The organism is Spongiactinospora sp. 9N601 (assembly GCF_044326295.1).
Lineage (GTDB): Bacteria > Actinomycetota > Actinomycetes > Streptosporangiales > Streptosporangiaceae > Spongiactinospora > Spongiactinospora gelatinilytica.
In genome coordinates, this window is the sequence record NZ_JBIRBB010000034.1 from 1 (window position 1) to 23,988 (window position 23,988).

The window sequence follows — 23,988 nt, forward strand, 5'->3', positions numbered from 1 at the left end:
ACGGTGGGCGCGTCGATGGCGACGACGTCCAACAGGTCCGCGGCGATGGCGTTGTCGTGCACGCTGGCGGCGGTCACCACCACCGCGATCAACAGCCCGAGCACGTCGGTGGCGATGCCGCGCTTGCGGCCCCGGGACTTCTTGCCCGCATCCAGCCCGGTCGTGTCGGCGGGGACGGTCGCGGCGGCGTGCGTGGTCTGGGTGTCCAGGCTGACCGCGGACGGGTCCTCGGTCCGCCCGGCGGCCTCGCGGACCTGGCAGCGCAACAGGTCGTGCAGGGTCTCGGTGGTGCCGTCGTCACGCCACAACGCGAAGTAGTAGTACACCGCGCCGCGCGGCGGCAGGTCGTGCGGGAGGCGCCGCCACTGGCAGCCGGTCCGGTCCCGGTAGCGGATCGCGTTGACGATCTCCCGCATCGCGTACCGGCAATGATGCCCGCTGACCGACCGATGCCGCGCCTTCCACGCGCTGATGACCGGCTCGATCAACGCCCACTGCGCATCGGTCAGATCGCTGGGGTAGGGCTCACGCTCGCCCATACCGCCAGTCCACCCCGCCCGTGACCGGCGTCAACCCACCGTCACGAGATCCTTACCATCAAAACAGCCCACACGAGGGCATTCATGCACGCGCGGGTGGTCGATCACCAGCGTGCCGGTGGAGGTGAGACCGTCCAGCTCACGGCGTACCTGGTCGCGCTGGTCACCGAGGAACCCGGGCGACCAGCCGAGCAGAACCGGGCCGTCCAGCTCATCGGCCCACGCATCGATCTCGGCGCTGAGCACTGCCGCGTCCACATATGCCCGGCCATTGCGTACCCCCAGTATCCGGGTGAACGGGTTGATCCCGCCCAGAGTGGGTGCGAGCAGTACCAGCGCGGGCGTGCGGTCGCCGTAGTGCAGTGCCTGCTTCGCCCCGCCACGGACGGCGGTCAGCGTGCGCAGCAACAGCGCGGCTCGGCGGCGGCGCTCGGGCATCGGGAGCCGCAGCGCGCTGCTGCCCCGGAACGTCACCGGTTCCGCACCGTTGTCACGCGCCAGTAGCGCGGCGGGCTCCGGCAGCGCCACCTTCAGGCCAGTGCCGTCGATCTCGAACACGCCGACGCGCGGCATGTCGAGCAGCACGTCGCCCGCCAGTTCGGCGGTGTAGAACTCGTGCGCGTGCAAAACCGGGTTCTCCCCGGCGGCGAAACCCCGGCTCATCGTCCCGAAGTCCCGTACCGGCGGGCGCGGCGCGACGGACACGAACGTGCCGGTCGCCAGCACGGTGTCGCGCTGGCAGGTCGTGGTCTTGTCACCCTTCACCGCGACCATGTAGCCGAACAGGTCGTCGTCGAGGTAGAGGTCGGGACGGCCCTGCGTGTACGCCTGTTGCTTCTGCCCGGTGCCGGACCGCACGACCGGCGAGATCGGCTCGGAGGCCGGAAGCGAATCCCGCAGCCACCGCCGGAACGCCTGCGCCGATACGTAAGGGTGGATGTCACGCCCGACCCGCATCTGCTTGACCTGGGCCAGGTTGTCCTCTCCTCGCCCGTTGTTGGGGGCGCCCGCCACCATGTCCAGGACGACCTTTCCCACCAGGTGGCTCATCGCTGTGACTCCTCGCCCTTCATGTAGCCGGCGTCCTCGGGGTAGTCGGGCACTTCGTCGGCCATCGCCGCCGCGATCCGCTCGCCGTCGGCCGGCTTGAAACCCAGTTCGTGCAACCGCTGGACCACCGACACGAAGAGGAGCTGGCGATGGAACCAGGCGTTCTCCACCTCGGGGTCGAACAGCAGGCGGAACTGGTCATCGGTGACCAGCGGACCGCGTGAGCGGGTTTTCGAGTTGAGCAGGGCGTCCAGGTTGCGGCGCATCAGCCAGTGCCGCATTCGTTTGGGCTCCTTGAGCGTGCTGTTCAGCTCGCGCAACGCGCCTGCGGAGTCGGCCTCGGCGAGCCAAGCGGCGACCTGGGTGCCGACGGCCTGATTTCGTCGATTTCGTTTTGGTTCATCCGCATCACCTCGGTCGTGAAGGAGAAGCACAACTCGGCCAGCGCGGACGTTTCGTCGCGGAGGACGCCCCGCTCAAGGCCGCTGATCAGGTACCGGGCGCTCGCCCCGACGATTCGGCCCGGCGCGCGGAACGCGTTGCGCGCCAGTCCGACCACGCCAGGCCTGCTGGTAGTCGCGTGAGCGCGTAGCAGCGCGGGAAAGCCGCGTCCGCGCGGTGGGCGGGACGAGCGCCGCAGCCACTCGGCCAGCGGCTGCTCCAGCGACTGGATCTCCAGGGAAGGGCCCCGGTTCTCGTTGCTGAAGACGAGCAGGTCGACCCCTGCGGTCAGCCGGTCGTCGTGGGCCCGTAGCTCCTGTAGCGCGACCACCTCGCGTGCCGGTACCCGACGTGGATCCCGCTGACCGAGCGCGATCAGTCGCCGGTTCCGCTGCACCTGCCGGGACGACGTCCGGGCCATGAAACGGTCGTCCCAGCTGTGCAGTGCGATCGACTGTCCGCCGGTCAGGCGGCAGCCGTACGGCAGAGCGTGGAAACCGCACACGCACGGCCAGCAGAGGGCCATCCCGGTGTGCCCGCGCGGCGTGCTGTTGCGGTAGAGGTCGCTCTCGGCGAGCGGGACATCGACCTTGCCGTAGAAACCCACGGCCGCGGACCCGCACAGTACACACGCCACCGGTGGCCAGGTGGCGGGGGCCGGGCGGGTGCGCCAACGCCGTACGGCCGCGCGCGAAGGCGTGCTGCACGAGTCCCGGATGGCCTCCATCAAGATGTACGCGAGAGAGACCGGGGAGCATATTCACGCCGATCCGCCAGAACACCGGGGGCTCATTTGGGCGACGGTGGGCCGAGGTAAGAACGGAGACGTCGTCACTGATTTCGTCTCCCATGATTCCCGCGATCAGCTCCGGCCGAAGCGCGGGGGACGAGTGGTCGAGGGGCGCGCGTACGTGACCGGCCCGAACATCGAGGGCAAGCACTCCGAACGCTTCTTCTACATGGGTGCTAACCCGGAGTGTCTTCTTCCGGCGTACCCATGGAGCAAGATCCGCGAGGACTGGGACCAGTTGATCCTGAACTACAGGAAGGCCCACGCCGAGAAGGAGATCAACGGCCGGGTCAAAGCCGATGGCAAGAAGGCGGCACCGGGCGAACGCATCGGCAACGGCCCCGGCCGGCTTGCCTGGAGCCCGCACCTGTACGACCCAGATGTCAGGACGTTGCGCCCGAAATTTCTCTGCTACGCCCTGCTGAACAAGAAAAGGGAGGTTGAGAAGCTCTACCCCGTGTTGGTTCCGCGCGACATCTACTCCGTAGCCCCCGCCGACCTCCTCGACAAATCGCTCCACCCTGCCACTAAGCTGAATGAACTTTCCCCGGCCGATCGCGTCTTCGGCTGGGTGGCGCCTCAAGGAAAGGGCGTACGGCAAGCCGCCTACCGGGGACGCCTGCGCATCGGCCCGGTCACCTGCGACCAGGACGCCCGCACCGCCGTCCGCCGGTTCGACGGCGACGGCCTCGCGCTGGCCGTCCTGTCGAAGCCGAAACCCCACCAGGGCCGCTTCTACCTCGCCGCCGCCGCCAACACTCCGCAACTGCCGCTGCCCGACCGCACGCCCAAGGAAGAGCTCTACCAGGCGGGCCGCGCACTCCGCGGACGGAAGGCGTACTGGCACCACGCCGGGCTGGACCCTCAACACTGGAACATCCCGCAGGCCAGACCGGACCCGGCGCAGATTCTGGTCGGTGGGCACTACCGCGAGTACCTGCGGCCGAGGGAACCGGCCAGCGACAACGACCAGGACAACGAGCAGAAGCGCCGATATCGGACCACGTCCGCGACCCAGCGGGACAGCCAGAACCGCTCGATCACCGGCTGGGTGGCCCCCGGAACGACGTTCCGGTTCACCATCGAGGTGCGCGATCTCGACAAGGGAGAACTCGGCGCGCTCGCCTGGCTGCTGTCCCTCCCGGAGGACCATTTCCACCGGCTCGGCCTGGGCCGTCCGCTCGGCTTCGGCAGCGTGCGCCTGGAAATTGATCCGGCCACCACGGAACTCCATTCGGGCGACGAGTACGCCGCGTATTACCGGAGCCTTTCCGGCGATCTCCCGGAGACGGACGCGACGGAGATCCTGCGGGCCGCGCGAGCGGAGTTCGACGCTCTGGTCGAAAGCCATCCCGAGCTCACCGAGATCCGCGCCGCGATGCTCGCCGTCGCGCGCGGCAAGCCGGGCATGCCGGTGTACTACCCGCGTACCCGCCCTGGCTGGCTGCTCCCGGGCATCCCCGCGCCCCCCAACCCGTCCGGACGGAACTACGAGTGGTTCACCGAGAACGACAGAAAGGGCGGCCCTGGCCGTTCGCTGCCAGCGGCCACCGAGAACTCTCATCATCTGGTCGTTCATTCGGCCAAAAAACCGGATAAGCGCCGGTAGTTTCATCGCATGTCGCACGGAGGGGCCGCCGTGGCGGGAAAGCCGGGCGGCAGGGTGCTGGTGCACGCCGTCGGCGGCGGTGACCTCGGCCTCGCGGGGGTGCCCCTCGCCGCCATGGCCGCCCCCGACTACGAGGGCGACGCGGACGCCACCGGCAAGGACCGCCGGCCGCTACGAAAGATCTTCGAAGGACTGGCCGAGACGGGCACGCATGTCTCGGCCGTCGTCCTTCTCGGGACCACCGACCCCAGCAGTCCCGGCACCCGGCCGCTCGCCGACCGGGCAGAAGAGATCCGAGCCCGCCTCGTCTCGGCCGACGGCCTGTGCGGCGGGCGTTTCGCCCCGCAGTCCGTCGTCGTAGTGCCGGTGGAAGGACCCTACTTTCAGGATGCCTCGCGAGCGCTGGGCGGCTGGCTGGCCGAGCGGCGTCCGGCGGAGGTGCTGGTGAGCTGCGGCTCGGGGGCGTTCGCGCTGAGCGTGGGCGCGCTGTGCGCGACGCTGGTGGCGCAGGTACCCGCGCGCATTCTGCACATCGACGCGGCGGGCGAGCCGTACGCGCTGGAACGTCCGGGCGACGTGGACGGCCACCTGCGGCTGTGGCTGATCCGGCACCGCTTCTGGGACATCCTGGTCGAGGCGGACAGCAAGCACCAGGACCTGTGGCGACTCCTGGCGGCGCGGCAGGCGGGCGACCTGCGGGCCGCGAGCGAAGCGCTGAAGTACGGCACCACCGAGCTGCCCGCCAGACGGCTCGAAAAGTTCGCCGACCCCTGGGAGACCACCAAGGCCGCACTCTTCGAACGCCTGGGGCGTGGCGAGGCGGCCGATCACGGAATCCTCCGCGCCTGGTTCGCCGATCAGCTACGGCGCTGGTTCGAGAAGGAGGAAAAGGACCTCGACTCGCGCACCAGGGAGGCGATCCAAAGGCTGCTCGGCGTGTTCCAGACACGGGGGGAGGGCGAGGGCAACATATCCGGGCATATTCGGATTACCTCACAGGTCGTGCAGGGGCACGCGCGCTGTGTGCGCATGCTCAAGGATCAGGCCCTCATCGACCTCTACACCGCAGCCGCCACCCACGCCGCCCACCTGGAGCCCCATTCAGGCGCCAGCGGGCCGCTACCCGTCACCCTGCTGGACGCGGCCGAGGAGTGGGAGAGGGGTGACCAGGGCGTCAATCTTGTCGGTGCTACCGGTACCACGATGTGGCCGGTACTGGGCAGCGGCGACGTCCTCGGCCTGATGGCCGTGGGGCTGGATCGCGAGGGACGGGATTCCGACGACCTGCTCGCCATCCAGGCCGTCGTGACCTGCCTACGGCACCGGCAAGACGTTCTTCAGCGACACGGAGTGCCGCGCCTGCGCCTGCTGGCGAGCCCGGAGGCGGCCGAGCGCGCCCACCGGCTCGCCCGGCTGAGCCCCACGGACGCCGACGTCAAGGTGATCGAGGGCGTGCAAGGCGACCTGGGCGCGGTGCGCGACACCGTACTGGCCGCGCTCGCAGCCGGAGACGCCGCCACCGGACGCACCGGCTCCGGAAGCCTGCGCGATGTGGACGAGATCGTCCTCGTGCTCAACCCGGGTCCGCCGCTGACCAACTACGGCATGATCGCCGCCGCCGCCCACTGGTCGCTGACGGCCGCCTGCCCGCTGTGGGTGACGGGCCTGATCCGCACGGCGGACGGCGCACCGGCGACGAGCGAGGGCCAGCGCGTACTGGCCCGCCTCGGCGCGGACCGGATGCTCACCAGCCTGGCCATGGGCGCCACGCACCGTCTCGACCTGCGCACGGCCCAGCGCCTCGCCGAACGAGGCTCCGACCTGCTGCTGCGCGTGCTGCCCAAGCTGCGTGCCCTGGAGCGGAACCTGTTCGGCAAGCCGCTCGGCCCCGCCTCCCGCGCCTCGCTGCTGGGCCTGGCGCGCCAACGCCTCACACTGATCGCCCATGCCTGCGGGCGGCAGCCGCTGCCGGCGGCGTACTTGGCGGTGGAGTCGTTGCGCCCTGCGTTGTTCCCATGGTCGGTGTTCAAGACGGTCTGTGAAGCCGTGCCGTCCTTACGAGAGTTGGCGCAGGCCGCCAACCACACCTTGCACGGTCACGCCCTGGACAAACGGGCCCGTCGTGGCCACGGCCGGATCCAGCCGTGCACCGCCGATCCTGGGGCGTTGCTACGGGAGGCCGTCCGGGGGTTGGGTGGGCCTACGCGAACCGACCATGTGCTCATTGAGCAGCATCAATCAGCCATTGATGCACTAGACGGGGTATATCGAGAAAGCGGTTGACCGGCATAGATCGGGACTGGAAAGCTGATCCCGTTCAACGGCTGATGCCCGCGAGCACGAGCGACTCTGATCGCTCCCTCTGAGATGGCCTCGACTCACGAGGCCCGATTGCCAAGAAACATGCCTTTGGCATGTTCTCGGAGGGAAGCGATCATGAAACTCGCGGCCATCGCCGCCGAAGACCAGCACATCGCGTTCTCGGCCTACCTCTTCCTCGTGGCCCCAACCCTGCGTGACGTCGCCCGCAGACCACTACGCCGCGCCCGCCACAACGGCAGACCGTGCACGGGAACCGAGGCGGCACGCATGTGCGACGACTGCGAGGAGACCATCGCGGATCACCTCATGCACGGCTTCACCAAGCTACGCGAAGCCCTGCACGGCGGCCAGCTGCCTCGGACCAAGGGAGGCGTGGTGGTTCGTGAGATGGAGGTGATCCATCAGTGGGTCACCTCGCCGGAGGCGTCCAGCACCCGCATCGATGCCATCACCTCGCTCATCAAAAAGCGCCCACACCCAGGAGAGCCCGCCGAAGTGCGAGCCTTTCGCGCACAGTGCATCCACCATGAACTGCACAGCCTCGAAGCCCGCGTCCGCCGCGCCGACGCCAAGAGCCGAGGAGCCGCCACCCGCCCAGAGCGAGATCTTCGCACGGCCGACTGGTCCCGCCCTCTCCGAGACGACCCCGCCGCCTTCGATCTTCTTCTCGACGCCATCCTCCGAGTACGGCATGGCGCCCGCGACCTCTACGCCATCCCCGCGGACCTGCTGACCCAGCATCGCTTGGACTGGCGGAGTGGGTATCGCCTGCTCCGTCGTGCTTTGGGGCAACTGCGTGAGCTGCACCCGGAGTTCCACCGCAACAACGCCATGATCCACCTGGACCTGCCCGCCACCGAGCTCACCGACAGCCCGGAAGACCTCTTTCTGAGGAAGGAAGAACGCCGAGAGGCGAACGCCGCAATCCAGCACATGCTGGCCCCTGGCCCTCGCGGCCTTGCGTACCAGCGCCTCCTAAAGCACATCTGCGCCGCCACCCCGCCCCTGGCCACCGAGTTGATCCCTTGGACGGCCGCCGCCTTCGAGATCACTCTCCCCGAGGCGGAGACGTTGGTCAGGGAAACCATCCACCGGGTTGCCACCACCGACGTGGATGTCTTCTTGCAGATGGAGCTTCCTGCGGAGGCGTAGAACCCGGTTGACCGAGTAGGGCAGCGTGCCCATCCGGCATGCTGCCCAGGTAGGCGATCGCGGACGCCGCCCGCTCCACCGGCAAGACCATGCTGGCCTGCGCCGCCGGCCACGACGGCGTGATCGGCGGGCGGGTGCCGTTCTACGCTTTTCCCGAGCAGGCCGTGGACGCGCTCGCCCGCGCCGCCGCCTACGCCGAATGGCGGGCCAGGCCCGCCGAGCCGGACGACGTGGACCGAGGTACCGCCCGCGCCATCGTCCAGGAGGAATGCCGACCGATGTCACCGCCCGGCTACTCGGCTGCTACGGGATCACACTGACCCCGACCATTCCGGTGAGCGACGCGGGTGAGGCGGAACGGGCCGCAGGCCGCACCGGGCTGCCCGCCGTACTGGAGGCCATCGGGCCGACCTTGGTGCACAAGAGCAACATCGGCGTGGTCCGGCTGAACCTCGCCACGGCCAAAGAGGCCGGAAGGTCCTATTGTGACCTGGCCGCCGCCCTGGGCGGCCGGATGCCGGGAGCGATCGTTCAGCGGATGCTTCCCGGCGGCGTCAACTACCCCGCTTTCGGACCGCTAGTGATGGCCGGGATAGGCGGTGTGTCCGCCGACCTGCTCGCCGACCGCGCCTTCCGGGTGCCGCCGCTCGGCCTTTCCGGCGCGATGCGGATGCTGGACGAGCCGCGCTGCCGCCCGCTCCTGTACGGATACCGCGGCAGTCGCCCGATCCACGTCCGCGCGTTGGCCACCTGCTGGAAGGCCTGCCCCAAGTCGTCGAACTGGACCTCAATCCCGTCATCGCGACACCTGCGGGGCCACCGCCGCGGACGCCCGTGTCCGCCTGGTCCAGTGCGGTCCGCTGGCCTCGCCGCTCCGCCGCCACCTGCGCTGACGAACGACAGGCGGCCACAACCGGGCCCCGGAGCTCTCCAACATGCTGGAGGCCTCCTTCGCCGGACTGCCGGACATCGACCGCGGCGACGTCGGGCCCTGCCATCCGGCGCGGACGAGGACGACACCACCGCCACTCGCCAAGACGCCGGCTCGGGCCCAGGAGGTCCCCATGAACACCAAAGTCCAGGACGTCATGACCACTGACGTCGTCTACGTGGCCCACGACACCGGCTGCGCCACCGCATGTCGGCCGACCGCGGCACCGGCCGCCGCAAGGCTACGGGCGACACCGCCGGGACCTGATGACCAGCCCGGCCCGCACCACGACACCAGGCGCCACCATCACCGAGGCCGCCCGGATGATGGACGAGCATGGCGTCAAACGGCTCGCCGTGGTCGATCGCGAAGGCCACCTCGTCGGCATCGTTAGCCAGCGTGACCTGCTCAAGATGCTCGTGCGCGACGATGAGGTCATCGCCCGCGAGATCCGCGATGACATCCTCCAACGCACCCTGTGGTTCGAGACCTCCGGCGTACGCGTCGCCGTCGTCCACGGAGTGGTCACCCTGCGAGGCTGGATGGACCGCCGCTCCGAGACGCAGATCGCCGTCCGCCTCACCAGGCGGGTCAGCGGCGTGGCGGACGTGATCGACGAGCTCATGTGGAAGGAGAACGACGCCACCGCGAGGGAGGGCAGGTAGCTCGTCGGGGGCCCGGGAGGGATCAAGGGCCTCCCGTACGCCCCATGAGGGCGAACACTCCGAGCAGGGCGGCACCTCCCGCACCCAGCCCCACGATGAGGGCCGCTGGTCACCCGCGGCGATGAGGTGTGGATGTACTACGGTGGCTGGGACGGTCTGCACGGCTCCCGCACCCGTGGGGCCTCCGTTGCCGTCGCCAAGTGGCGCCGGGACGGCTTCGTGTCCTACGCCAACGGCGGCCACCAGCTCGGCGTCATCACCACCAAGCCGCTCCGCTTCACCGGCACCGCGCTTCATCTGAACGCCGACGTCAAGGGCACGCTAAAGGTGGAGGTGCTCGACGCGTCCGGTGCCGCGGTGCCCGGATTCACCGCCGCCGACTCCGTCGCGATCACCGGTGACGGCATCGATCGCGTCGCCACCTGGAGGAACGGACGTACCCTCGCCGACCTGGCGGGCCAGGACATCGGGCTGCGCTTCCATCTGGACGACGGCCACCTCTACTTCTACCGCTTCTCCTGAACCATCCCGGCCGCCGCGAGCCACAGGACTCGCGGCGGCCCGCCAAGCCGTACATCCACCTGAGGACGGACGAATGAACAGATGCTGGGTGATCACCGGGCCCCGCAAGATGGAAGTGAAGACGTTCGAGATAGGCAGGGGAAAGGGTCTTCATCGCCGCGCCGCACGGGGACTACGCGGCTGTGCCCGCCCACCGCGCCGTACCGGTGCCAGCGGGCCTTTCGTCGGAGCGGTGCTGACGTTCCTGACGAGTCTGGGGTTGCTCTGCCTGCACGCGGGCACCTACCAGCCGGGTGAGAACGTCGCGGTCGTGGGGTTGGGCGGGGTCGGGGTCTGCGCGGCGCTGGTGGCCGCTCTGTACGGCACACGGGTCCACGCCGTTGACGCCTAACGAGACCCGGCTGAGCCTCGCGGCCGCACTCGGCCTGTTGACCTGGGACGCGCGCAGCCCGACGTTGGAAGACGAGATCCGCGCGCACTCGCCGGGGGGCGTCGACCTGGTGGTGGAGACCAGCGGCGCGTGGGGCGGCCTGGACACCGCCGCGCGGCTGTGCCGGACGGGCGGCCGCGTGTCCGTGCTGGGCGTGTAGCGTGACCTGCCCTCGCCACAGACGGGGACGGCGCTGCACGAGCGCCTGCTGACCTTCCCCGTGCGCTTCCACTACGAGGGCATTCGCCTGATCGGCTGCGCTAATCACCCCTGGGAGCTGCCCGGTCTATACGACCGCCTGCACGGCGGCGACCGCGGCGTGGTCGGCTCGACCATCAGACGGGATCAGGTCACGGGCGGCTAGCGGGAACGCCCGGGAGGCGGGTGCCCGCGAGATCCGATAGGACCCGCGGGCAGCGGCTCGGGTCGGTCAGTGCCTGGCGGTGATCGGCCAGCGGGCCACCGCGGTGTCGCCGGTGACGACGTAGGCGTGGCTCCACATGTTGACGACGCCGCACCCGTGGTTGGGGAGCAGCCGCAGCGTCCGGCCGACCTCCAGAGCGGCGGCGTCAGGGCCGGTCAGGTAGCCGTGTTCCTCGTTGGCCCGCGAGAAGGCCAGGGAGGGCATGTCGAGCACCCGGCCGAAGCCGGCCCCTGTCACCGAGGCGTCGGAGCTCATGGCCTTGAGCCCGGCGTCCACGATGGCGGTGCCCGCGCGCTGGACGCTGGCCACTCTCGTCAGCACCGTGAGCGCGGTGCGCGTTAGGTCGGCGGTGCCGAGGGCGACCTGGTTGCCGTCGTAGAAGACGTACGTGCCCGCCCGTGTCTCGGTGACCCCGGGAACGAACGGCGTGGCGGTGGCCGCGCCGGGCGTCGAGCCGACGGACACGATCTCGCACGGGTGCCCGGCCGCGCGCAGTTCCGCCGCCACGGCGATGACGACCTCGCCGACCTGACGGCCCGCCCGTTCCATCCCGGCCCGGTCGCCGAGGTAGGTCATCAGGTGGCCCTCGTGGGTGAGCACGCCGCGCATCTCCAGCCCGGGGAGCGCGGCCAGCTCGGCGGCGAGGGCGGTCGCGTGTTCCGGCGCGACCCCCGCCCGGCCGAGGCCGGTGTCCAGTTCGATCAGGTACGGCACGCGCCGCCCGGCCGCGCGGGCCGCCTCGGCGAGCGGGCGCGCGATCTCGGCCGAGTCGAGCGCGACGGTCACCCCCGTCCGCGCTGCGAACGCCGCCTTTGCCGGTCCGACCGGCTGGTGCGCCCAGACCAGGTCGTTGATCCCCGCGTCGAGCAGGGCGGTGACCTCGGCCGGGGTCGCGCAGGTGAAGCCGATCGCCCCGTGGTCGAGCTGGAGTCTGGCGACCTCAAGGCACTTGGACGCCTTGAAGTGGGGGCGCAGCGCCACCCCGGCGGACGCCGCGCGCGCGGCCATGCCGGTGATGTTGGCGATGAGCCGGTCGCGGTCGATCAGCAGCGCCGGTGTCGGCAGGGTGTCGATCGGCACCGGGGAGAACGTGGAGGAACCGGTCATGCGATCCCCAGCAGGGATCGCGGGTCCTCATCGAGCAGCCGCTCGATGGTGTCGGCCCGGACTCCTTCGAGCCCTGGGATGCGGATCTCGGTGAGCCGCCGCAGCCCGCGGACCGCCTCGTCCGGTGTCCACAGCGGGAAGTCCGAGCCGAACAGCAGCTTGTCCACCACTCCCCACTCCTGCGCCCGCACCAGCGAGAGGAATCCGTCCAGCGGCCTGGCCCAGGTGGCGGACACGTCGGAGAAGACCCGCCGGTTCTTGCGCAGCACGATCATCGTCTCGCGCTGCCAGGGGTGGCCGAGGTGCGCGATGATCTGGCACAGCGCGGGATGCCGCCGGGCGACCTCGTCCACGACCAGGGGGTTGGTGACGCCGAGGTCGCCGTGGACGCTCGGCGTCGCGCCCATGTGCCACAACAGGACGAGCCCGGCCTGCGCCGCCGCGGTGTAGAAGGGGTCGTGGGCGGTGTCGCGCGGGTCGAAGTGGGCGAGCACCGGGTACAGTTTGATGCCGCGCAGCCCCTTGGCGACTCCGTCGGCCATTTGTTCGAGCACGTCGGGATCGGTGGGATCGAGCGCCATGAAGCCGACCGTCTCGGTGCGCGTGTCCGCGCAGAACCGGGCGACGAAGTCGTTGGAGGTGGCCACCCCGGCCGCCGTGGCGCGGATGCCGAAGACGAACGCCGCCGTCACGCCCTTCATCGCGGCGTCATAGTCGGCCACCGTCACGTCATCCCACGGCCTGCCGTACACCGGCCGCCAGTTGGCCTCCCACTCGCAACCCCAGTGTTCGGCCAGCAGGCAGTGGGTGTGTACATCGATCATCGAGAACGGCCTCCCTCGGTGGGCGACAGAGAACGGTGGACCACCCGCAGCGCGGCGGCCAGGTCGGGGTCGGCCGCCATGGCGGCGGCGGTCTCGCGCAGTTCGGCCAGGTAGCCCTCGTGCCGGTCGGGGTCCAGCTCGGCCGAAGGGCCGGACACGCTGACCGAGGCGATCCAGCGGCCCTCGATCTCCAGCGGCACGGCCAGGCAGCGCAGGCCGACGCTGAACTCGTTGTCGTCGAACGCGTAGCCCCGTGCCCTGGTCAGTTCCAGGTCGGCGCGGAGTTCGGTGAGTTCGGCCCGGGTGTCCGCGGTCTTGGGTTCCCATGGCTCGGGCGGGAGGTGCCGGTCCAGCTCGTCGTCGGGTACCCCGGCGAGCAGCAGCTTGCCCAGCCCGGTGGCGTACGTCTCGGCGCGCGACCCGCTCATGGCGGTGTAGCGAATCGGCCGGTCGGGCTCCTCGACGCACAGGTGCAGCACCTGGGCGCCGTCGAGCACCCCCAGGTTGGCGGTCTGGCCGGTGGTGGCGGCGAGGTCGGCCAGATAGCCGCGGGCGGCGGCCGAGGCGTCCAGGGTGGAGACGTACGCGGTGGACAGTTCGAGCACCTTGTGGCCGAGCCGGAAGGAGGGCCGCTCGTCCACACGCACGACGTACTCGGTCTCGGCCAGCACCGCGAGCAGGCGCACCAGCGTGCTCTTGGGCAGACCGGTCTCGTCGTTCAGCTCGCCGAGCGTGACCGGCTGCCTGGCCCTGGCCAGCCGTTCGAGCAGCGCGAGACCTCTGGCCAGCGCGTGCGCGTGGTAGTTGGCCGCGGCCGGTTTGTCATCGTCGACGGTTCGTCTCATGTCGTCACTTCCATCAGCGGGCGCTGGACCCGGCCGGGGCGTGCCCCCGTGTGGTCACCGTCGTCGATCACGACGGTCCCGTTCACGACGACGAGGTCGACGCCCGCCGGGTAGCGGTGGGGGTGGGTGAAGCTACTGAGATCCTCGATCGTCTCCAGGTCGAGCACCAGCAGGTCCGCGGCGGCACCCGGCCGGAGCAGCCCGGAGAGCCCCGAAAGCCCCAACAGCTCGGCGGGCGCGCCGGTGCACTTGCGCACGGCCTCCTCGATGGTGAGCCGTCCCTGACCGACGTAGTGATGCAGGAGCCGAGGGTAGCAGCCGTAGGAACGCGGATGAGGCGTCCCGCGCCCGGTGGGTCCGTCCGGGTCCAGGGCGAACCCATCCGAACCGATCACGACCGCCGGATGGGCGAGCGCGGCGAGCAGGTCGTCCTCGGAACGGCCGAAGGCGACCATGGCGACGCCGTTGCCGTGTTCGGCGATCAGGTCGAGCGCCTCGTCCTCGCCGCCGAGCGGCCGGCCCTCGACGAGCACGTCCGGCCAGGCCCACCAACGGCCCGCCCAGGCAGCCCGGATGCGGTCACGGACCCGGGGGTCGCGCAGCCGGGCGCGCATCGCGGGCTCGCCGCCGTCGTGCGCCCAGCCGGGCAGGAGCTGGGAGAGGTTGGCGCTGCCCGCGAGGTAGGGGTAGACGTCGGCGCGTACGTCGGCGTCCGCCGCCTCGATCAGCCGCAGCGCCTCGGCCACCGTGCCCCAGTTGCGGCGCCCCACGGCGGTCAGGTGGGAGATCTGGGTACGGCACCCGCTCGCCTCGGAGACCCGGACGGCCTGCGCCACCGACGTCAGCAGCCCGTCCGCGTAGTCGCGCAGGTGCCAGGCGAAGATTCTGCCGTACCGGGCCACGACCGTGGCCAGCGCGGTCAGCTCGGCCTCGTCGGCGTAGCAGGCCGGGGCGTAGATCAGCCCTGTGCTGAGGCCCGCCGCCCCCTCGTCCAGGGCGCGGGCGAGCAGGTCGCTCATGCGGGCCCGTTCGCCGGGCGTGGCCGGGCGGTCGGCGAACCCGGTCACGGCGGCCCGCAGTGGCAGGTGACCGACCAGGGAGAGGGTGTTCACGGCGGGCCGCGCCGCGGCCAGCGTCTCCTGGTAGTCCGCCAGCGTCCGCCACGGCCAGGCGAGGGCGGGATCGACGTCGATGAAGCCGACAGCGGCGCGCAGCGCGGCGGCGTCGGTCTGCGGGGGCAGCGGCGAGACGCCGAGCCCGCAGTTGCCGAGCACCTCGGTGGTGACGCCCTGCCGGATCTTGCTGTGCGCCTCGGGATTGCTGAGCAGCGCCAGGTCGGAGTGGCTGTGGACGTCGACGAACCCAGGGCAGACCAGCCGTCCCCCGGCCGCGACGACGCGGGCCGCGGTCAGGCCCGCGAGGTCGCCCACGGCCTCGATCCGCCCGTGGCCGACCGCGACGTCGGCCGTGCGCGCGGGCGCGCCGGTGCCGTCCACCACCAGGCCGCCCCTGATCAGCAGGTCAGTCATCGGTGACCCGGAAGGTGCCCTCGACCTCGACCGGGCTGCCGAGTGGCAGCGCGGCCACGCCGATCGCGGCCCGCGCGTGCGCCCCCCGGCCGGGGCCGAGGACGGTCAGCAGCAGCTCGGTCGCCGCGTCGGCCACGAGGTGCTGCTCGGCGAAGCCCGGGACGCAGGCGACGTAGACGGTCAGCTTGACCGCGGCGACCCGGTCGAGCGTCCCGGTCTGCGCGCGTACGGCGGCCAGGACGTTGCGGGCGCATCGCCAGGCACAGGCGCGGGCGGTGGCGAGGTCCACGTCCGCGCCCACGACGCCGGCCGCGGTCAGTTCGCCGTCCGGGCCCGCGGCGACCTGGCCGGACGCGACGAGCAGGGCGCCGTCTCGCCGCACCGGGGCGACCGGCGGCCGGTCAGTGCGAGCCGGTGGTCTGTCGGGAAGGGTGTCCAACATGTGGGGTCTCCTCTGGGAAGTGGCAGGCGCTGGGATGCCCGGCGCCCAGGCGGTCGGCGAGGGCGGGCTCCTCGGCCGCGCACCGCTCCCGCGCCTTCCAGCAGCGGGTCCGGAAGCGGCAGCCGGACGGCGGGTCGGCGGGGCTGGGCACGTCGCCGGAGAGCAGGATGCGCCCCCTGACTCCGCGCAGCGAGGGGTGCGGGATCGGTACCGCCGAGATCAGCGCCTGGGTGTACGGATGGCTGGGCCGCTCGAAGATGCCGGCGACCGTGCCGACTTCGACGATCTTGCCGAGATACATGACGGCGACCCGGTGGCAGATGTGCCTGACCACCGAGAGGTCGTGCGAGATGAACAGGTAGGCGAGGTCAAGTTCGCGCTGGAGACCGGCCAGGGTGTTGACGACCTGCGCCTGGATGGAGACGTCCAGCGCGGACACGGGCTCGTCGAGGACGAGCACCCGGGGCCCGAGCGCGAGCGCGCGGGCGATGCCGACCCGTTGGCGCTGCCCGCCGGAGAACTCGTGCGGGTACCTGTTCGCATGCTCGGGCGCGAGCCCGACCAGGCCGAGCAGTTCGGCCACCCGGCCCGGGTCGTACACGCCCTGGACACGCAGCGGCTCGGCGATGATCTCGTGCACGGTGAGCCGCGGCGAAAGGGACGCGTACGGGTCCTGGAAGACGATCTGGATCTCGCGGCGCAGCGGGCGCAGCTCGGCCGCGGACAGCCCGGCCAGGTCACGCCCGCCGTACAGGATGCGGCCCGCCGTGGGCTCGGCCAGCCGGACGAGCAGGCGGCCCGTGGTGGTCTTGCCGCAGCCGGACTCGCCGACCAGCCCGAGCGTCTCGCCCGCGGACAGTGTCAGGTCCACCCCGTCCACGGCGTGTACGGCGCCGGTCTGCCGGCGGAACAGCCCGGACCGGATCGGGTAGTGCTTGACCAGCCCCTCGACGCGGAGCACCTCGGTCATTCGGACCCCTCCCCGGTCTCCTCGTGGAAATGGCAGGCGGCGGTGTGCGCCGGGCCGACGAGCGCGGTCTCGGGCCGTATCGTCCGGCACGGCTCCCGATTTCGCGTGAGCGGGCAGCGCGGGTGGAACGCGCAGCCCGGCGGCGGCGCGAGCAGGCTCGGCGGGCTGCCCGGGATGGAGACCAGCGCGCCCGGCGCGGATTCGACGCGGGGACGGCTCGCCAGCAGGCCCCGCGTGTACGGGTGCCGGGGCGCGTCGAAGACGGTGTGCACGTCGCCCTGCTCGACCACCCGGCCTGCGTACATCACGGCCACCCGGTCGGCCAGTTCGGCGATCACCCCGAGATCGTGGGTGATCAGGATGGCCGCCGCGCCGCTCTGCTCGCGGGCGGCCCGGAGCAGGTCCAGGACCTGGGCCTGGATGGTCACGTCCAGCGCGGTGGTCGGCTCGTCGGCGATGAGCAGCGCGGGCTCGTTCGCCAGCGCCATGGCGATCATCGCCCGCTGCCGCATGCCGCCCGAGTACTCGTGCGGGAACTGCCGGTACCGGGCCTGCGGATTGGGCACGCCGACCGAGGCCAGCAGGTCGAGCACCCGCTCCCGCACGTCCCGCCGGCCGAGTCCTCTCCCGGGCCCCCGCCCGTGGTGCAGCCGCACCGCCTCGGCGATCTGGCGCCCGACCGGCACGACCGGGTTGAGTGCCGTCATCGGGTCCTGGAACACCATGGCTATCTCGCGCCCGCGGACGGCCCGCAGCTCGCGTGGCGACAGGTCGAGCAGGTTCCGGCCACGGAAGGCGATCCGCCCGCGGGTGACCCGCCCGGGCCGCCGGACCAGGCCGAGCACGGCCATCGCCGTCACGCTCTTGCCCGAGCCCGACTCGCCGACCACGCCGAGCACCTCCCCGGGCCGGACCTGGAGGCCGACCCCGTCCACCGCCTGGACCTCGCCGTCCTCGGTGGGGAACCGGACGGCCAGGTCCTCGATCTCCAGTAGCGGCCCGTCCATCAGCGCACTCCTCTCGGGTCCACGGCGTCGCGCAGTCCGTCGCCGACGAAGTTGACGGCGAGCACGGTGCAGGCGATGGCCAGGCCGGGGGGCAGCCACAGCCATGGCATGGTCCTGATCAGGGTCAGGTTCTGGGCGTCGGTGAGCATGTTGCCCCAGCTCGCCTGCGGCGCCTGCACGCCCAGGCCGAGGAACGACAGCACCGCCTCCAGCAGGATCATCTGCGCGACCAGCAGCGTGCCGACCACCGCGACCTGGGCGAGCACGGCGGGCACGATGTGCCGCACGATGATCGAGGCGCGGGAGGCCCCGAACGCGCGGGACGCCTGCACGTACTCCTGTTCGCGCAGGCTCAGCGCGAGCCCGCGGACCACCCGGCAGGCGGTCGGCCAGTTGCACGCCGCGAAGACCACGACCAGCATGCCCGCGCTCGGGCCGAGGATTCCGGCCAGCACGACGACCACGACGAGCGACGGGAACGACAGCACCGCGTCGGCGGTACGCATGATCACACCGTCCAGGGCCCCGCCGACGACGCCCGCGACCGCGCCGAGGAGCGTGCCGGCGACCACGGCCGTGACCGACGCGGCCAGCCCGACCAGCAGGGAGACCCGCCCGGCGTACACCAGCCTGGCGAACACGTCCCGGCCCGAGGAGTCGGTGCCGAGCAGGTGCTCGCCGGAGGGCGGGCGGCGGAACGCGGCCAGGTCGACCGCGTTGGGGTCGTGGCCCGCCACCAGCGGCGCGAACACGGCGAGCAGTACGACGAGTGCGAGGAAGGCCGTGCCCGCGACGGCCATGCGGTTGCGCAGGAACCTTCGCAGGGCCAGTTTCGCGGGCGACCTGCGCGCGACCCCGGCGGCGGGCGGTACGGCTGTGGCGGCGGTCATCGCAGGCTGATCCTCGGGTCGGCCACGGCGTACAGGACGTCCGCGGCGAGGTTGCACAGGAGCACGAGCAGGGCGATGAACATCGCGAAACCGATCACCACCGGGTAGTCGAGCTGCCCGATCGAGCTGATCGCGAGCTGGCCCATGCCCGGCCAGGCGAAGACCTGTTCCAGGGCCACCGCCCCGGCGAGGAGCTGCGGCACGTAGATCATCACCACCGTGATGAGCGGGATCAGCGCGTTGCGCAGCGCGTGCCGCACCAGGACGCGCGCCGGGCCGGCGCCCTTGGCCTCGGCGGTGCGGACGTAGTCGGCGCCCAGCTCGGCGATCAGCCCGCCGCGCACGTACCGCATGAAGGGCCCGGCGATGGACAGGGCGAGGATGGCCGCGGGCAGCACCAGGTGGGAGAGGATGTCCGCAGGACCGCCCCCGCCCGGCGTGGACATGCCGGAGGACGGTAGCCAGCCCAAGGTCAGCGAGAACACGTAGATCGCCGCGATGCCGAGGAAGAAGCTCGGCACGGAGATCACCGCAAGGCTCACCACGGTCGAGGCGTAGTCGGCCGCCGTGTTGCGCCGGACGGCGGCGAGCGTGCCTGCGGGCACCGCGACCAGCAGGCCGCCCACAAGGGCCGTGCTCATCAGCAGCACGGTCGGCCCCATCCGCTCGCCGAGCACCTCGCCGACCGGGCGGTGGCTGACGAAGGAGTAGCCGAGGTCGCCGGTCAGCGCGTCGCGCAGCCAGATGAAGTAGCGCACGAACACCGGGTCGTCGAGCCCCAGCTCGGCGCGCTTGCGCGCGATGAACGCCGGGCCGCCCGCGGCGAGCTGCTCGGGGTTCACCATCATCCGGACAGGGTCCCCGGGCGCGGCCCTGACCAGCAGGAACACGCCGATGCTGAGCAGGAGGAAGACGGCCGCGTTGACCAGTAGTCTGCGGGCCACGTACGTCAGCACGGCCGTCCCCCCTCATTCACGTTCCGGATCAACCCGCCAGGCTCCACTCGTCCGCGTTCCAGAAGCCGAGCGTGAAGTCGCCGTTCGGCTTGAAGCCGTGCAGCCGCTTGCCGTACGCCCAGATGGTCTCCGGGTTGTACAGCCACAGGTAGGGCACCTGCGCGTTGTCCAGTTCGGCGGCCCGCCGGTAGAGCGCGGCCCGCTCGTCCTGGCCGGTCAGAGTGTCGGCCTCGGCGGTCAGGCGGTCGATCTCCTTGTCGCAGAAGGACGGGATGTTGCCGCCCTTGGGGTAGAACGCGTCGCAGCGCAGGATGGGGTTGGTGCTCGACGGGTCCACGGAGTACGAACCGCCGCCGAACAGCACGAGGTCGAAGCTCCGCTTCTCGTACGACTCCAGCAGCTCCGCCGACTGCACCTGCTTGAGCTTGGTGTCGATCCCGGCCGCGACGAGCGCGCCCTGAATGACGGTCGCGGCGGCGTCGCGGTCGCGCTGCCCGGGGACCCAGGACAGGGTCACCGGCTCCCTCGCGTCCCAGCCGGCCTCGGCGAGCAGCTTCTTGGCGGCGGCCACGTCGTAGGCGTAGGCGTCCAGATCGGGGGGCAGCGCCGCCTTGGCCATGAAGGAGGTATTCACCACGCTGCCCTTGCCCGCCAGCAGCGTGGCGACCAGGGACTTGCGGTCGATGGCGTGCAGCATGGCCCGCCGCACCCGAGGGTCGGCGAACCGCTTCTGCGTCAGGTTCACCGCGACGCGCAGGAAGCCGGGGCTCGGTGTGCTCGCCACCGTGACCCCGGACAGCGACTGGACCGATTGCAGGTCCGTCGGGGAGATCTGGGCGAGGTCCATCTCCCCGGTGCCGAGCTGGGCGGTGGCCACGTCGGAGGTGACCGGCTTGAGGAAGATCTTCGCGATCTTCACCGGCCTGCGGTAGTGCGGGTTCGCGGCCAGTTCGACGTACTGGTCGGTCTTGTAGTCAACGAACGTGTACGGCCCGAGCCCGGTGGTCGGCCGGTTGAAGAAAGGGTCGTCCCCGACGGACTCCACCGGCACCGAGCCGAGCACGTGCTCGGGCAGAATGAACGCGAACGGCCCGGCGATCAGGGAGAGGAACCCGACGTTGGGCTCGGCCAGCTTGATCACGAAGGTCGAGTCGTCCGGCGCATCGAACGTCGCGCCGGCGAGCCGGCCCGCCATCGCGCTGCCGGACTTCTCATCGGCCAGCAGCCGGTAGGTGAACAGCACATCCTTGGCGCCGAACGGCTTGCCGTCACTCCACTTGAGCCCGGTGCGGAGATGGAAGGTGAACGTCATACCGTCCTGGGAGACATCCCACTTCTCCGCGAGGCGCGGCTCGTATTCGTACTTGTCGTTCACGGTCAGCAGGTTGTCGTAGATGAGCTGCATGACCTGCTGGTCGGCGCCGGTGAACGGGTCCAGCGGGCTGAACCTCTTCGGCTTCTGGTACAGGTAGACGTTGAGCGCGTTCGCCCCGGACTCCTTCTTCACCCCGCCGGCGTTGGTCGGGTCCGAGCAGGCCGCGGCCAGCAGGAGCACACCGGCGGCGATCAGCGAGAGCGGTCTGCGGATCATGGGGTCTCCCTCGGAGAGACGGGATTGATCAGAAAGCCGAGGCCGACGATCGAGGCGGACACCTCGTCACCGGCCGAAAGGAACTCCCCCGAGGTCACGCCGACCCCCGCGGGCGTGCCGGTCAGCAGCACGTCCCCGGGGTGCAGCGTCATGAGCGCCGAGGCGAAGGCGACCAGCTCCGCCACGGTGAAGATCATGTCCTTGGTCGAGCCGCGCTGCTTCACCGCGCCGTTGACACGCAACTCGATGTCCAGGGCCTGCGGGTCGGGCACCTCGTCGGCGGTGACGAGGTAGGGCCCGAGTGGCGCGAAGCCGTCGAGCCACTTGCCGGCGAGCCAGTCGAAGAAGCCGACGGCCGGGTCACCGTTGTCCCGCTCATAGCCGTAGGACATGGACCGGGCCGACACGTCGTTGCCCACGGTGTACCCGGCGACCGCCGCCAGGGCGTCCGCCACCACGACGTCCTTGACGGTCGCGCCGATCACCACCGCCAGCTCCGCCTCCCAATCCACCTGCTCGCTGACCTTGGGCAGCGGGATCGGGTCGCCGGGCCCGGCGACGGCGGTCGGCGGCATCAGGAACAGGCGCGGCGCGAGCCGGCCCCGGTCCAGCGGGGCCGCGCCGCTCTCGGTGACGTGGTCCTGGTAGTTCGCGGCGACCCCGATGAGCTTGGCCGGGGCGGGGATCGGCGCGAGCACGCGGAGGCCGGCCAGCGCGTACGTCGGGCCGGCGGGCGGGCCGGCGGGGGCGCGCAGCCAGACCGTGAGATCGCCGTCGCCGAACTCTTGGACCCGGTCGCCGTCGTGCAGGCGGCCGTGCCTGACGGCCCCGTCGCGCAGGTATGTCAGCAGTTTCACCGCGTTCCCGCCCTCTCCGCATGTTCAGAGGTCTCTTCTCGTGCGTCCAGATGGACGACGCCGCCGGTCGCGATGGACTCCCTGGCCCCCTCGACCAGCCGCAGCGCGGCCAGGGCGTCCGCCGGGCCGAGTTCGGCGGGCCTGCCGCCGGTGACCGCGTCATGCAGCTCGGTGAGCATGCGGTGTACGGTCCCGTGCCCGGCCCAGGCGGTCCGCGCCGCCTCCTCGCTGCGGACGACGACCCCGGGCCGGGTGGCGTCGGCCAGCAGAGTGCCGTGTGAGCCGCTGATCCGGTAGCGGTGCAGGGACAGGCCGCGCGCGCCGGCCACGGGCGGGGTGCGCCCGGCGACCACGGTGCTCGTCATGCCGCGCTCGTGGGTGAGGCAGAGGGTCACCAGGTCCTCGGGCCCGCCACCGCCGGCGTCCTCGGCGACGTGCCCGGCCAGGGCGTACACCGAGACCACGGGGAGTCCGGCGATGGCGTGCAGCGCGTCGGTCGCGTAGGGGGCGAAGTTCAGCAGTTCGCCGTACGGCCACACCGGCCCGCCGCCCGCGACCAGGAAGTCGGCCTGCGCGTTCCACGGGAGTCCCACCCGGCCCGCCGCGACCGCCTCCCGGGCGGCCCGGACGGCGGGATGGAACCGCTGGTGGTAGGCGGGCAGGCAGACCAGACCGGTCTCCGCCGCGACCGCCGCGATCTCGGCGCACTCGCCGGAGGTCAGCGCGACCGGCTTGTCCACCAGGACGTGCTTGCCGGCCCGCAAGGCGGCCGTGACGACCTCGACCCGGCGCTCGAACGGCACGCAGACGCTCACCACGTCCACGTCCGGCCGGGCCAGCTCGGCCGGGTCCATCATCTCCGCCACGACGCGGAACCCGGGGTGCGCGGCGAAGCCGGGCGCGTACATCTCCGCCTGGTGGTCCTGGTGACCGACCCCCGCCGAACCGGCGAGCAGCACTCGAAGGGTTCTCACGGCACCTCCACGGGCCGGCCGGCGGCCATCGAGCGTTCGGCGGCGGCACCGAGCGCGACGGCCGTGACGGCGTCCTCGCCCGACACCCGCGCCCGGGTGTCGCCGGTGGTCACGGCGTCGATCCAGGCGCCGAGCTGGGCGGTGAAGCCGTAGGCCACACCGGGGTCGAGCGTGTGCGCGCCCTTCTCGTCCCACAGCAGGGCGCCCTCGCCGTCCCACCCGAGGGTGAGCAGCCCGCCGGTGCCCTGCACGACGACGTCGCGCTGGGCCAGTGCGGCGGGGCGGTGCGCGCGGCTCATCTCGCAGATCGCGACCGCGCCGTCGTCGTACCTGACGACCATCTCCAGGTAGTCGTGAACGTCGAGTTCCGCGGCGGTGCGGCGTTGGCCGCGGGCGTACACCGAGACGGGACGGCGGCCGATCCACCAGGTGACCAGGTCCAGCAGATGGACGCCGTTGTGCAGGGCGTGCCCGCCGGACCTGGCCGGGGAAAGGACCCAGGCCCGCCAGTCCGGCCAGATCCAGCCGCCGAGCAGCGCGAGCCGGACGAGCACGGGCCGGCCGACCGCGCCCGAGGCGATCTCGGCGTGGACGGTGCGCGCGTAGTCGTAGAACCGGTGGGAGTGGGCCACGGAGAGGACCAGGCCGCGCCGGGCGAATTCCCCGGCGACGGCCGCCGCCCCCGCGACGGTCGTGGCGAGGGGCTTTTCGATCAGCAGGTGGCGGCCCGCGGCGGCGACCCGCAGGGCAAGTTCCTCGTGGGTGTCGTTGGGCGTGCACAAGACGACGGCGGACACGTCGGGCCGGGCCAGCGCGGCGTCGACGTCGGTGGTCCAGGGGACGCCGCCGTGCCGGTGCCCGGCGGCGTGCGCCCGGTCGGCGCTCATGTCGGCGAAGCCCACGAGCGTGCATCTGGGATCGGCGGCGATGGCCGCGACGTGCAGGTCCGCGATGGCCCCGGCGCCGATCACCAGCACGCCGAGTGGGGGACTCGACGTGGAATCTCTTTCCATGCGTTGCATCCTTGGGGGCGGCCCCGGCGCTGTCAAGGGGCTGGAGGCATTGACGTGGCACGGCGTTCCACGTACGGTCGCCACGACCTGAAACGACTTTCCATGTGA

At 71.3% G+C, this 23,988-nt stretch carries 26 protein-coding genes; 9 read left to right on the forward strand and 17 right to left on the reverse strand.

The window, feature by feature from the left end; translation table 11 throughout:
- The 4 genes from ACH34R_RS42635 to ACH34R_RS42650 all read right to left on the reverse strand — a co-directional run.
- Nucleotides 1–539: IS5 family transposase (locus ACH34R_RS42635; RefSeq protein ID WP_397567322.1), on the reverse strand; the 539-nt coding region annotated here is incomplete at its 3' end.
- A gap of 30 nt (nucleotides 540–569) precedes the next feature.
- Nucleotides 570–1,589, reverse strand: coding sequence for a type I-B CRISPR-associated protein Cas7/Cst2/DevR (gene cas7i, locus ACH34R_RS42640; RefSeq protein ID WP_397567323.1), 1,020 nt, complete (start codon nucleotides 1,587–1,589; stop codon nucleotides 570–572).
- On the reverse strand, nucleotides 1,586–1,870 hold the full coding sequence (locus ACH34R_RS42645) for a hypothetical protein (protein ID WP_397567324.1): 285 nt from the start codon (nucleotides 1,868–1,870) through the stop codon (nucleotides 1,586–1,588). Before ACH34R_RS42645 ends, cas7i begins: the two co-directional genes overlap by 4 nt.
- Before the next feature lie 26 nt (nucleotides 1,871–1,896).
- Nucleotides 1,897–2,757: a hypothetical protein gene (locus tag ACH34R_RS42650; protein WP_397567325.1), complete on the reverse strand. Its 861-nt coding sequence runs from the start codon at nucleotides 2,755–2,757 to the stop codon at nucleotides 1,897–1,899.
- Between ACH34R_RS42650 and ACH34R_RS42655 the strand changes: the two genes are divergently transcribed.
- The 9 genes from ACH34R_RS42655 (at nucleotide 2,747) to ACH34R_RS42695 (ending at nucleotide 10,611) form a co-directional block, all read left to right on the forward strand.
- Complete coding sequence (locus ACH34R_RS42655) at nucleotides 2,747–4,429, forward strand: TIGR03986 family CRISPR-associated RAMP protein (RefSeq protein WP_397567326.1); 1,683 nt, start codon at nucleotides 2,747–2,749, stop codon at nucleotides 4,427–4,429. The genes ACH34R_RS42650 and ACH34R_RS42655 overlap by 11 nt on opposite strands.
- Nucleotides 4,430–4,438: 9 nt before the next feature.
- A complete protein-coding gene (locus ACH34R_RS42660) occupies nucleotides 4,439–6,712 on the forward strand; it encodes a hypothetical protein (RefSeq protein WP_397567327.1) in 2,274 nt (757 codons plus the stop codon).
- Between the two features lie 153 nt (nucleotides 6,713–6,865).
- Nucleotides 6,866–7,903, forward strand: coding sequence for a hypothetical protein (locus ACH34R_RS42665; RefSeq protein ID WP_397567328.1), 1,038 nt, complete (start codon nucleotides 6,866–6,868; stop codon nucleotides 7,901–7,903).
- An 89-nt stretch (nucleotides 7,904–7,992) separates the two neighbouring features.
- The gene (locus ACH34R_RS42670; RefSeq protein ID WP_397567329.1) at nucleotides 7,993–8,223 is read left to right on the forward strand and encodes a hypothetical protein; all 231 of its coding nucleotides are present in this window, start codon (nucleotides 7,993–7,995) and stop codon (nucleotides 8,221–8,223) included.
- Entirely contained in the window at nucleotides 8,172–9,002 is an 831-nt protein-coding gene (locus ACH34R_RS42675) for an acetate--CoA ligase family protein (RefSeq protein WP_397567330.1), read from the forward strand. Before ACH34R_RS42670 ends, ACH34R_RS42675 begins: the two co-directional genes overlap by 52 nt.
- Before the next feature lie 98 nt (nucleotides 9,003–9,100).
- Nucleotides 9,101–9,499, forward strand: a complete 399-nt coding sequence (locus tag ACH34R_RS42680) for a CBS domain-containing protein (RefSeq protein WP_397567331.1) — start codon at nucleotides 9,101–9,103, stop codon at nucleotides 9,497–9,499.
- 132 nt (nucleotides 9,500–9,631) lie between these two features.
- On the forward strand, nucleotides 9,632–10,021 hold the full coding sequence (locus ACH34R_RS42685; RefSeq protein WP_397567332.1) for a hypothetical protein: 390 nt from the start codon (nucleotides 9,632–9,634) through the stop codon (nucleotides 10,019–10,021).
- A 232-nt stretch (nucleotides 10,022–10,253) separates the two neighbouring features.
- Nucleotides 10,254–10,412, forward strand: coding sequence for a hypothetical protein (locus ACH34R_RS42690; protein WP_397567333.1), 159 nt, complete (start codon nucleotides 10,254–10,256; stop codon nucleotides 10,410–10,412).
- Nucleotides 10,402–10,611, forward strand: a complete 210-nt coding sequence (locus tag ACH34R_RS42695) for a zinc-binding dehydrogenase (RefSeq protein WP_397567334.1) — start codon at nucleotides 10,402–10,404, stop codon at nucleotides 10,609–10,611. The genes ACH34R_RS42690 and ACH34R_RS42695 overlap by 11 nt, the downstream gene beginning before the upstream one ends.
- A gap of 270 nt (nucleotides 10,612–10,881) precedes the next feature.
- On the opposite strand, the gene ACH34R_RS42700 is transcribed toward ACH34R_RS42695, so the two are convergent.
- Genes ACH34R_RS42700 through ACH34R_RS42760 form a run of 13 tightly spaced genes read right to left on the reverse strand, consistent with a single transcriptional unit; the run spans nucleotide 10,882 to nucleotide 23,880 of the window.
- Entirely contained in the window at nucleotides 10,882–11,982 is a 1,101-nt protein-coding gene (locus ACH34R_RS42700) for an alanine racemase (RefSeq protein WP_397567335.1), read from the reverse strand.
- Entirely contained in the window at nucleotides 11,979–12,806 is an 828-nt protein-coding gene (locus ACH34R_RS42705) for an amidohydrolase family protein (protein WP_397567336.1), read from the reverse strand. The genes ACH34R_RS42700 and ACH34R_RS42705 overlap by 4 nt, the downstream gene beginning before the upstream one ends.
- Nucleotides 12,803–13,651 (reverse strand): IclR family transcriptional regulator, encoded by an 849-nt coding sequence (locus ACH34R_RS42710; RefSeq protein ID WP_397567337.1) that lies wholly within the window; start codon nucleotides 13,649–13,651, stop codon nucleotides 12,803–12,805. The genes ACH34R_RS42705 and ACH34R_RS42710 overlap by 4 nt, the downstream gene beginning before the upstream one ends.
- Nucleotides 13,648–15,180, reverse strand: a complete 1,533-nt coding sequence (locus tag ACH34R_RS42715) for an amidohydrolase family protein (protein ID WP_397567338.1) — start codon at nucleotides 15,178–15,180, stop codon at nucleotides 13,648–13,650. The genes ACH34R_RS42710 and ACH34R_RS42715 overlap by 4 nt, the downstream gene beginning before the upstream one ends.
- Nucleotides 15,173–15,622: a RidA family protein gene (locus ACH34R_RS42720; protein WP_397567339.1), complete on the reverse strand. Its 450-nt coding sequence runs from the start codon at nucleotides 15,620–15,622 to the stop codon at nucleotides 15,173–15,175. The genes ACH34R_RS42715 and ACH34R_RS42720 overlap by 8 nt, the downstream gene beginning before the upstream one ends.
- Entirely contained in the window at nucleotides 15,582–16,592 is a 1,011-nt protein-coding gene (locus ACH34R_RS42725) for an ABC transporter ATP-binding protein (protein ID WP_397567340.1), read from the reverse strand. The genes ACH34R_RS42720 and ACH34R_RS42725 overlap by 41 nt, the downstream gene beginning before the upstream one ends.
- A complete protein-coding gene (locus ACH34R_RS42730) occupies nucleotides 16,589–17,599 on the reverse strand; it encodes an ABC transporter ATP-binding protein (protein WP_397567341.1) in 1,011 nt (336 codons plus the stop codon). Before ACH34R_RS42730 ends, ACH34R_RS42725 begins: the two co-directional genes overlap by 4 nt.
- On the reverse strand, nucleotides 17,599–18,489 hold the full coding sequence (gene opp4C, locus ACH34R_RS42735) for an oligopeptide ABC transporter permease (protein WP_397567342.1): 891 nt from the start codon (nucleotides 18,487–18,489) through the stop codon (nucleotides 17,599–17,601). Before opp4C ends, ACH34R_RS42730 begins: the two co-directional genes overlap by 1 nt.
- Nucleotides 18,486–19,445: an ABC transporter permease gene (locus tag ACH34R_RS42740; RefSeq protein ID WP_397567343.1), complete on the reverse strand. Its 960-nt coding sequence runs from the start codon at nucleotides 19,443–19,445 to the stop codon at nucleotides 18,486–18,488. Before ACH34R_RS42740 ends, opp4C begins: the two co-directional genes overlap by 4 nt.
- A gap of 28 nt (nucleotides 19,446–19,473) precedes the next feature.
- Entirely contained in the window at nucleotides 19,474–21,036 is a 1,563-nt protein-coding gene (locus ACH34R_RS42745) for an ABC transporter substrate-binding protein (protein WP_397567344.1), read from the reverse strand.
- Entirely contained in the window at nucleotides 21,033–21,893 is an 861-nt protein-coding gene (locus ACH34R_RS42750) for a fumarylacetoacetate hydrolase family protein (RefSeq protein ID WP_397567345.1), read from the reverse strand. Before ACH34R_RS42750 ends, ACH34R_RS42745 begins: the two co-directional genes overlap by 4 nt.
- Entirely contained in the window at nucleotides 21,890–22,867 is a 978-nt protein-coding gene (locus ACH34R_RS42755; RefSeq protein ID WP_397567346.1) for a Gfo/Idh/MocA family protein, read from the reverse strand. Before ACH34R_RS42755 ends, ACH34R_RS42750 begins: the two co-directional genes overlap by 4 nt.
- The gene (locus ACH34R_RS42760) at nucleotides 22,864–23,880 is read right to left on the reverse strand and encodes a Gfo/Idh/MocA family protein (RefSeq protein ID WP_397567347.1); all 1,017 of its coding nucleotides are present in this window, start codon (nucleotides 23,878–23,880) and stop codon (nucleotides 22,864–22,866) included. Before ACH34R_RS42760 ends, ACH34R_RS42755 begins: the two co-directional genes overlap by 4 nt.
- Nucleotides 23,881–23,988: the final 108 nt, after the last annotated feature.

Bases quoted from the DNA above. Each gene is read 5' to 3' on its own strand.
- ACH34R_RS42710 (WP_397567337.1), bottom strand. From the start codon at position 13,651: ATGAGACGAACCGTCGACGATGACAAACCGGCCGCGGCCAACTACCAC.
- ACH34R_RS42645 (WP_397567324.1), bottom strand. From the start codon at position 1,870: ATGCGGCACTGGCTGATGCGCCGCAACCTGGACGCCCTGCTCAACTCG.
- ACH34R_RS42650 (WP_397567325.1), bottom strand. From the start codon at position 2,757: ATGGAGGCCATCCGGGACTCGTGCAGCACGCCTTCGCGCGCGGCCGTA.
- ACH34R_RS42745 (WP_397567344.1), bottom strand. From the start codon at position 21,036: ATGATCCGCAGACCGCTCTCGCTGATCGCCGCCGGTGTGCTCCTGCTG.
- opp4C (WP_397567342.1), bottom strand. From the start codon at position 18,489: ATGACCGCCGCCACAGCCGTACCGCCCGCCGCCGGGGTCGCGCGCAGG.
- ACH34R_RS42675 (WP_397567330.1), top strand. From the start codon at position 8,172: ATGCCGACCGATGTCACCGCCCGGCTACTCGGCTGCTACGGGATCACA.
- ACH34R_RS42705 (WP_397567336.1), bottom strand. From the start codon at position 12,806: ATGATCGATGTACACACCCACTGCCTGCTGGCCGAACACTGGGGTTGC.
- ACH34R_RS42700 (WP_397567335.1), bottom strand. From the start codon at position 11,982: ATGACCGGTTCCTCCACGTTCTCCCCGGTGCCGATCGACACCCTGCCG.
- ACH34R_RS42760 (WP_397567347.1), bottom strand. From the start codon at position 23,880: ATGGAAAGAGATTCCACGTCGAGTCCCCCACTCGGCGTGCTGGTGATC.
- ACH34R_RS42730 (WP_397567341.1), bottom strand. From the start codon at position 17,599: ATGGACGGGCCGCTACTGGAGATCGAGGACCTGGCCGTCCGGTTCCCC.
- ACH34R_RS42660 (WP_397567327.1), top strand. From the start codon at position 4,439: ATGTCGCACGGAGGGGCCGCCGTGGCGGGAAAGCCGGGCGGCAGGGTG.
- cas7i (WP_397567323.1), bottom strand. From the start codon at position 1,589: ATGAGCCACCTGGTGGGAAAGGTCGTCCTGGACATGGTGGCGGGCGCC.
- ACH34R_RS42725 (WP_397567340.1), bottom strand. From the start codon at position 16,592: ATGACCGAGGTGCTCCGCGTCGAGGGGCTGGTCAAGCACTACCCGATC.
- ACH34R_RS42655 (WP_397567326.1), top strand. From the start codon at position 2,747: ATGGCCTCCATCAAGATGTACGCGAGAGAGACCGGGGAGCATATTCAC.
- ACH34R_RS42715 (WP_397567338.1), bottom strand. From the start codon at position 15,180: ATGACTGACCTGCTGATCAGGGGCGGCCTGGTGGTGGACGGCACCGGC.
- ACH34R_RS42685 (WP_397567332.1), top strand. From the start codon at position 9,632: ATGTACTACGGTGGCTGGGACGGTCTGCACGGCTCCCGCACCCGTGGG.
- ACH34R_RS42665 (WP_397567328.1), top strand. From the start codon at position 6,866: ATGAAACTCGCGGCCATCGCCGCCGAAGACCAGCACATCGCGTTCTCG.
- ACH34R_RS42680 (WP_397567331.1), top strand. From the start codon at position 9,101: ATGACCAGCCCGGCCCGCACCACGACACCAGGCGCCACCATCACCGAG.
- ACH34R_RS42670 (WP_397567329.1), top strand. From the start codon at position 7,993: ATGCTGGCCTGCGCCGCCGGCCACGACGGCGTGATCGGCGGGCGGGTG.
- ACH34R_RS42720 (WP_397567339.1), bottom strand. From the start codon at position 15,622: ATGTTGGACACCCTTCCCGACAGACCACCGGCTCGCACTGACCGGCCG.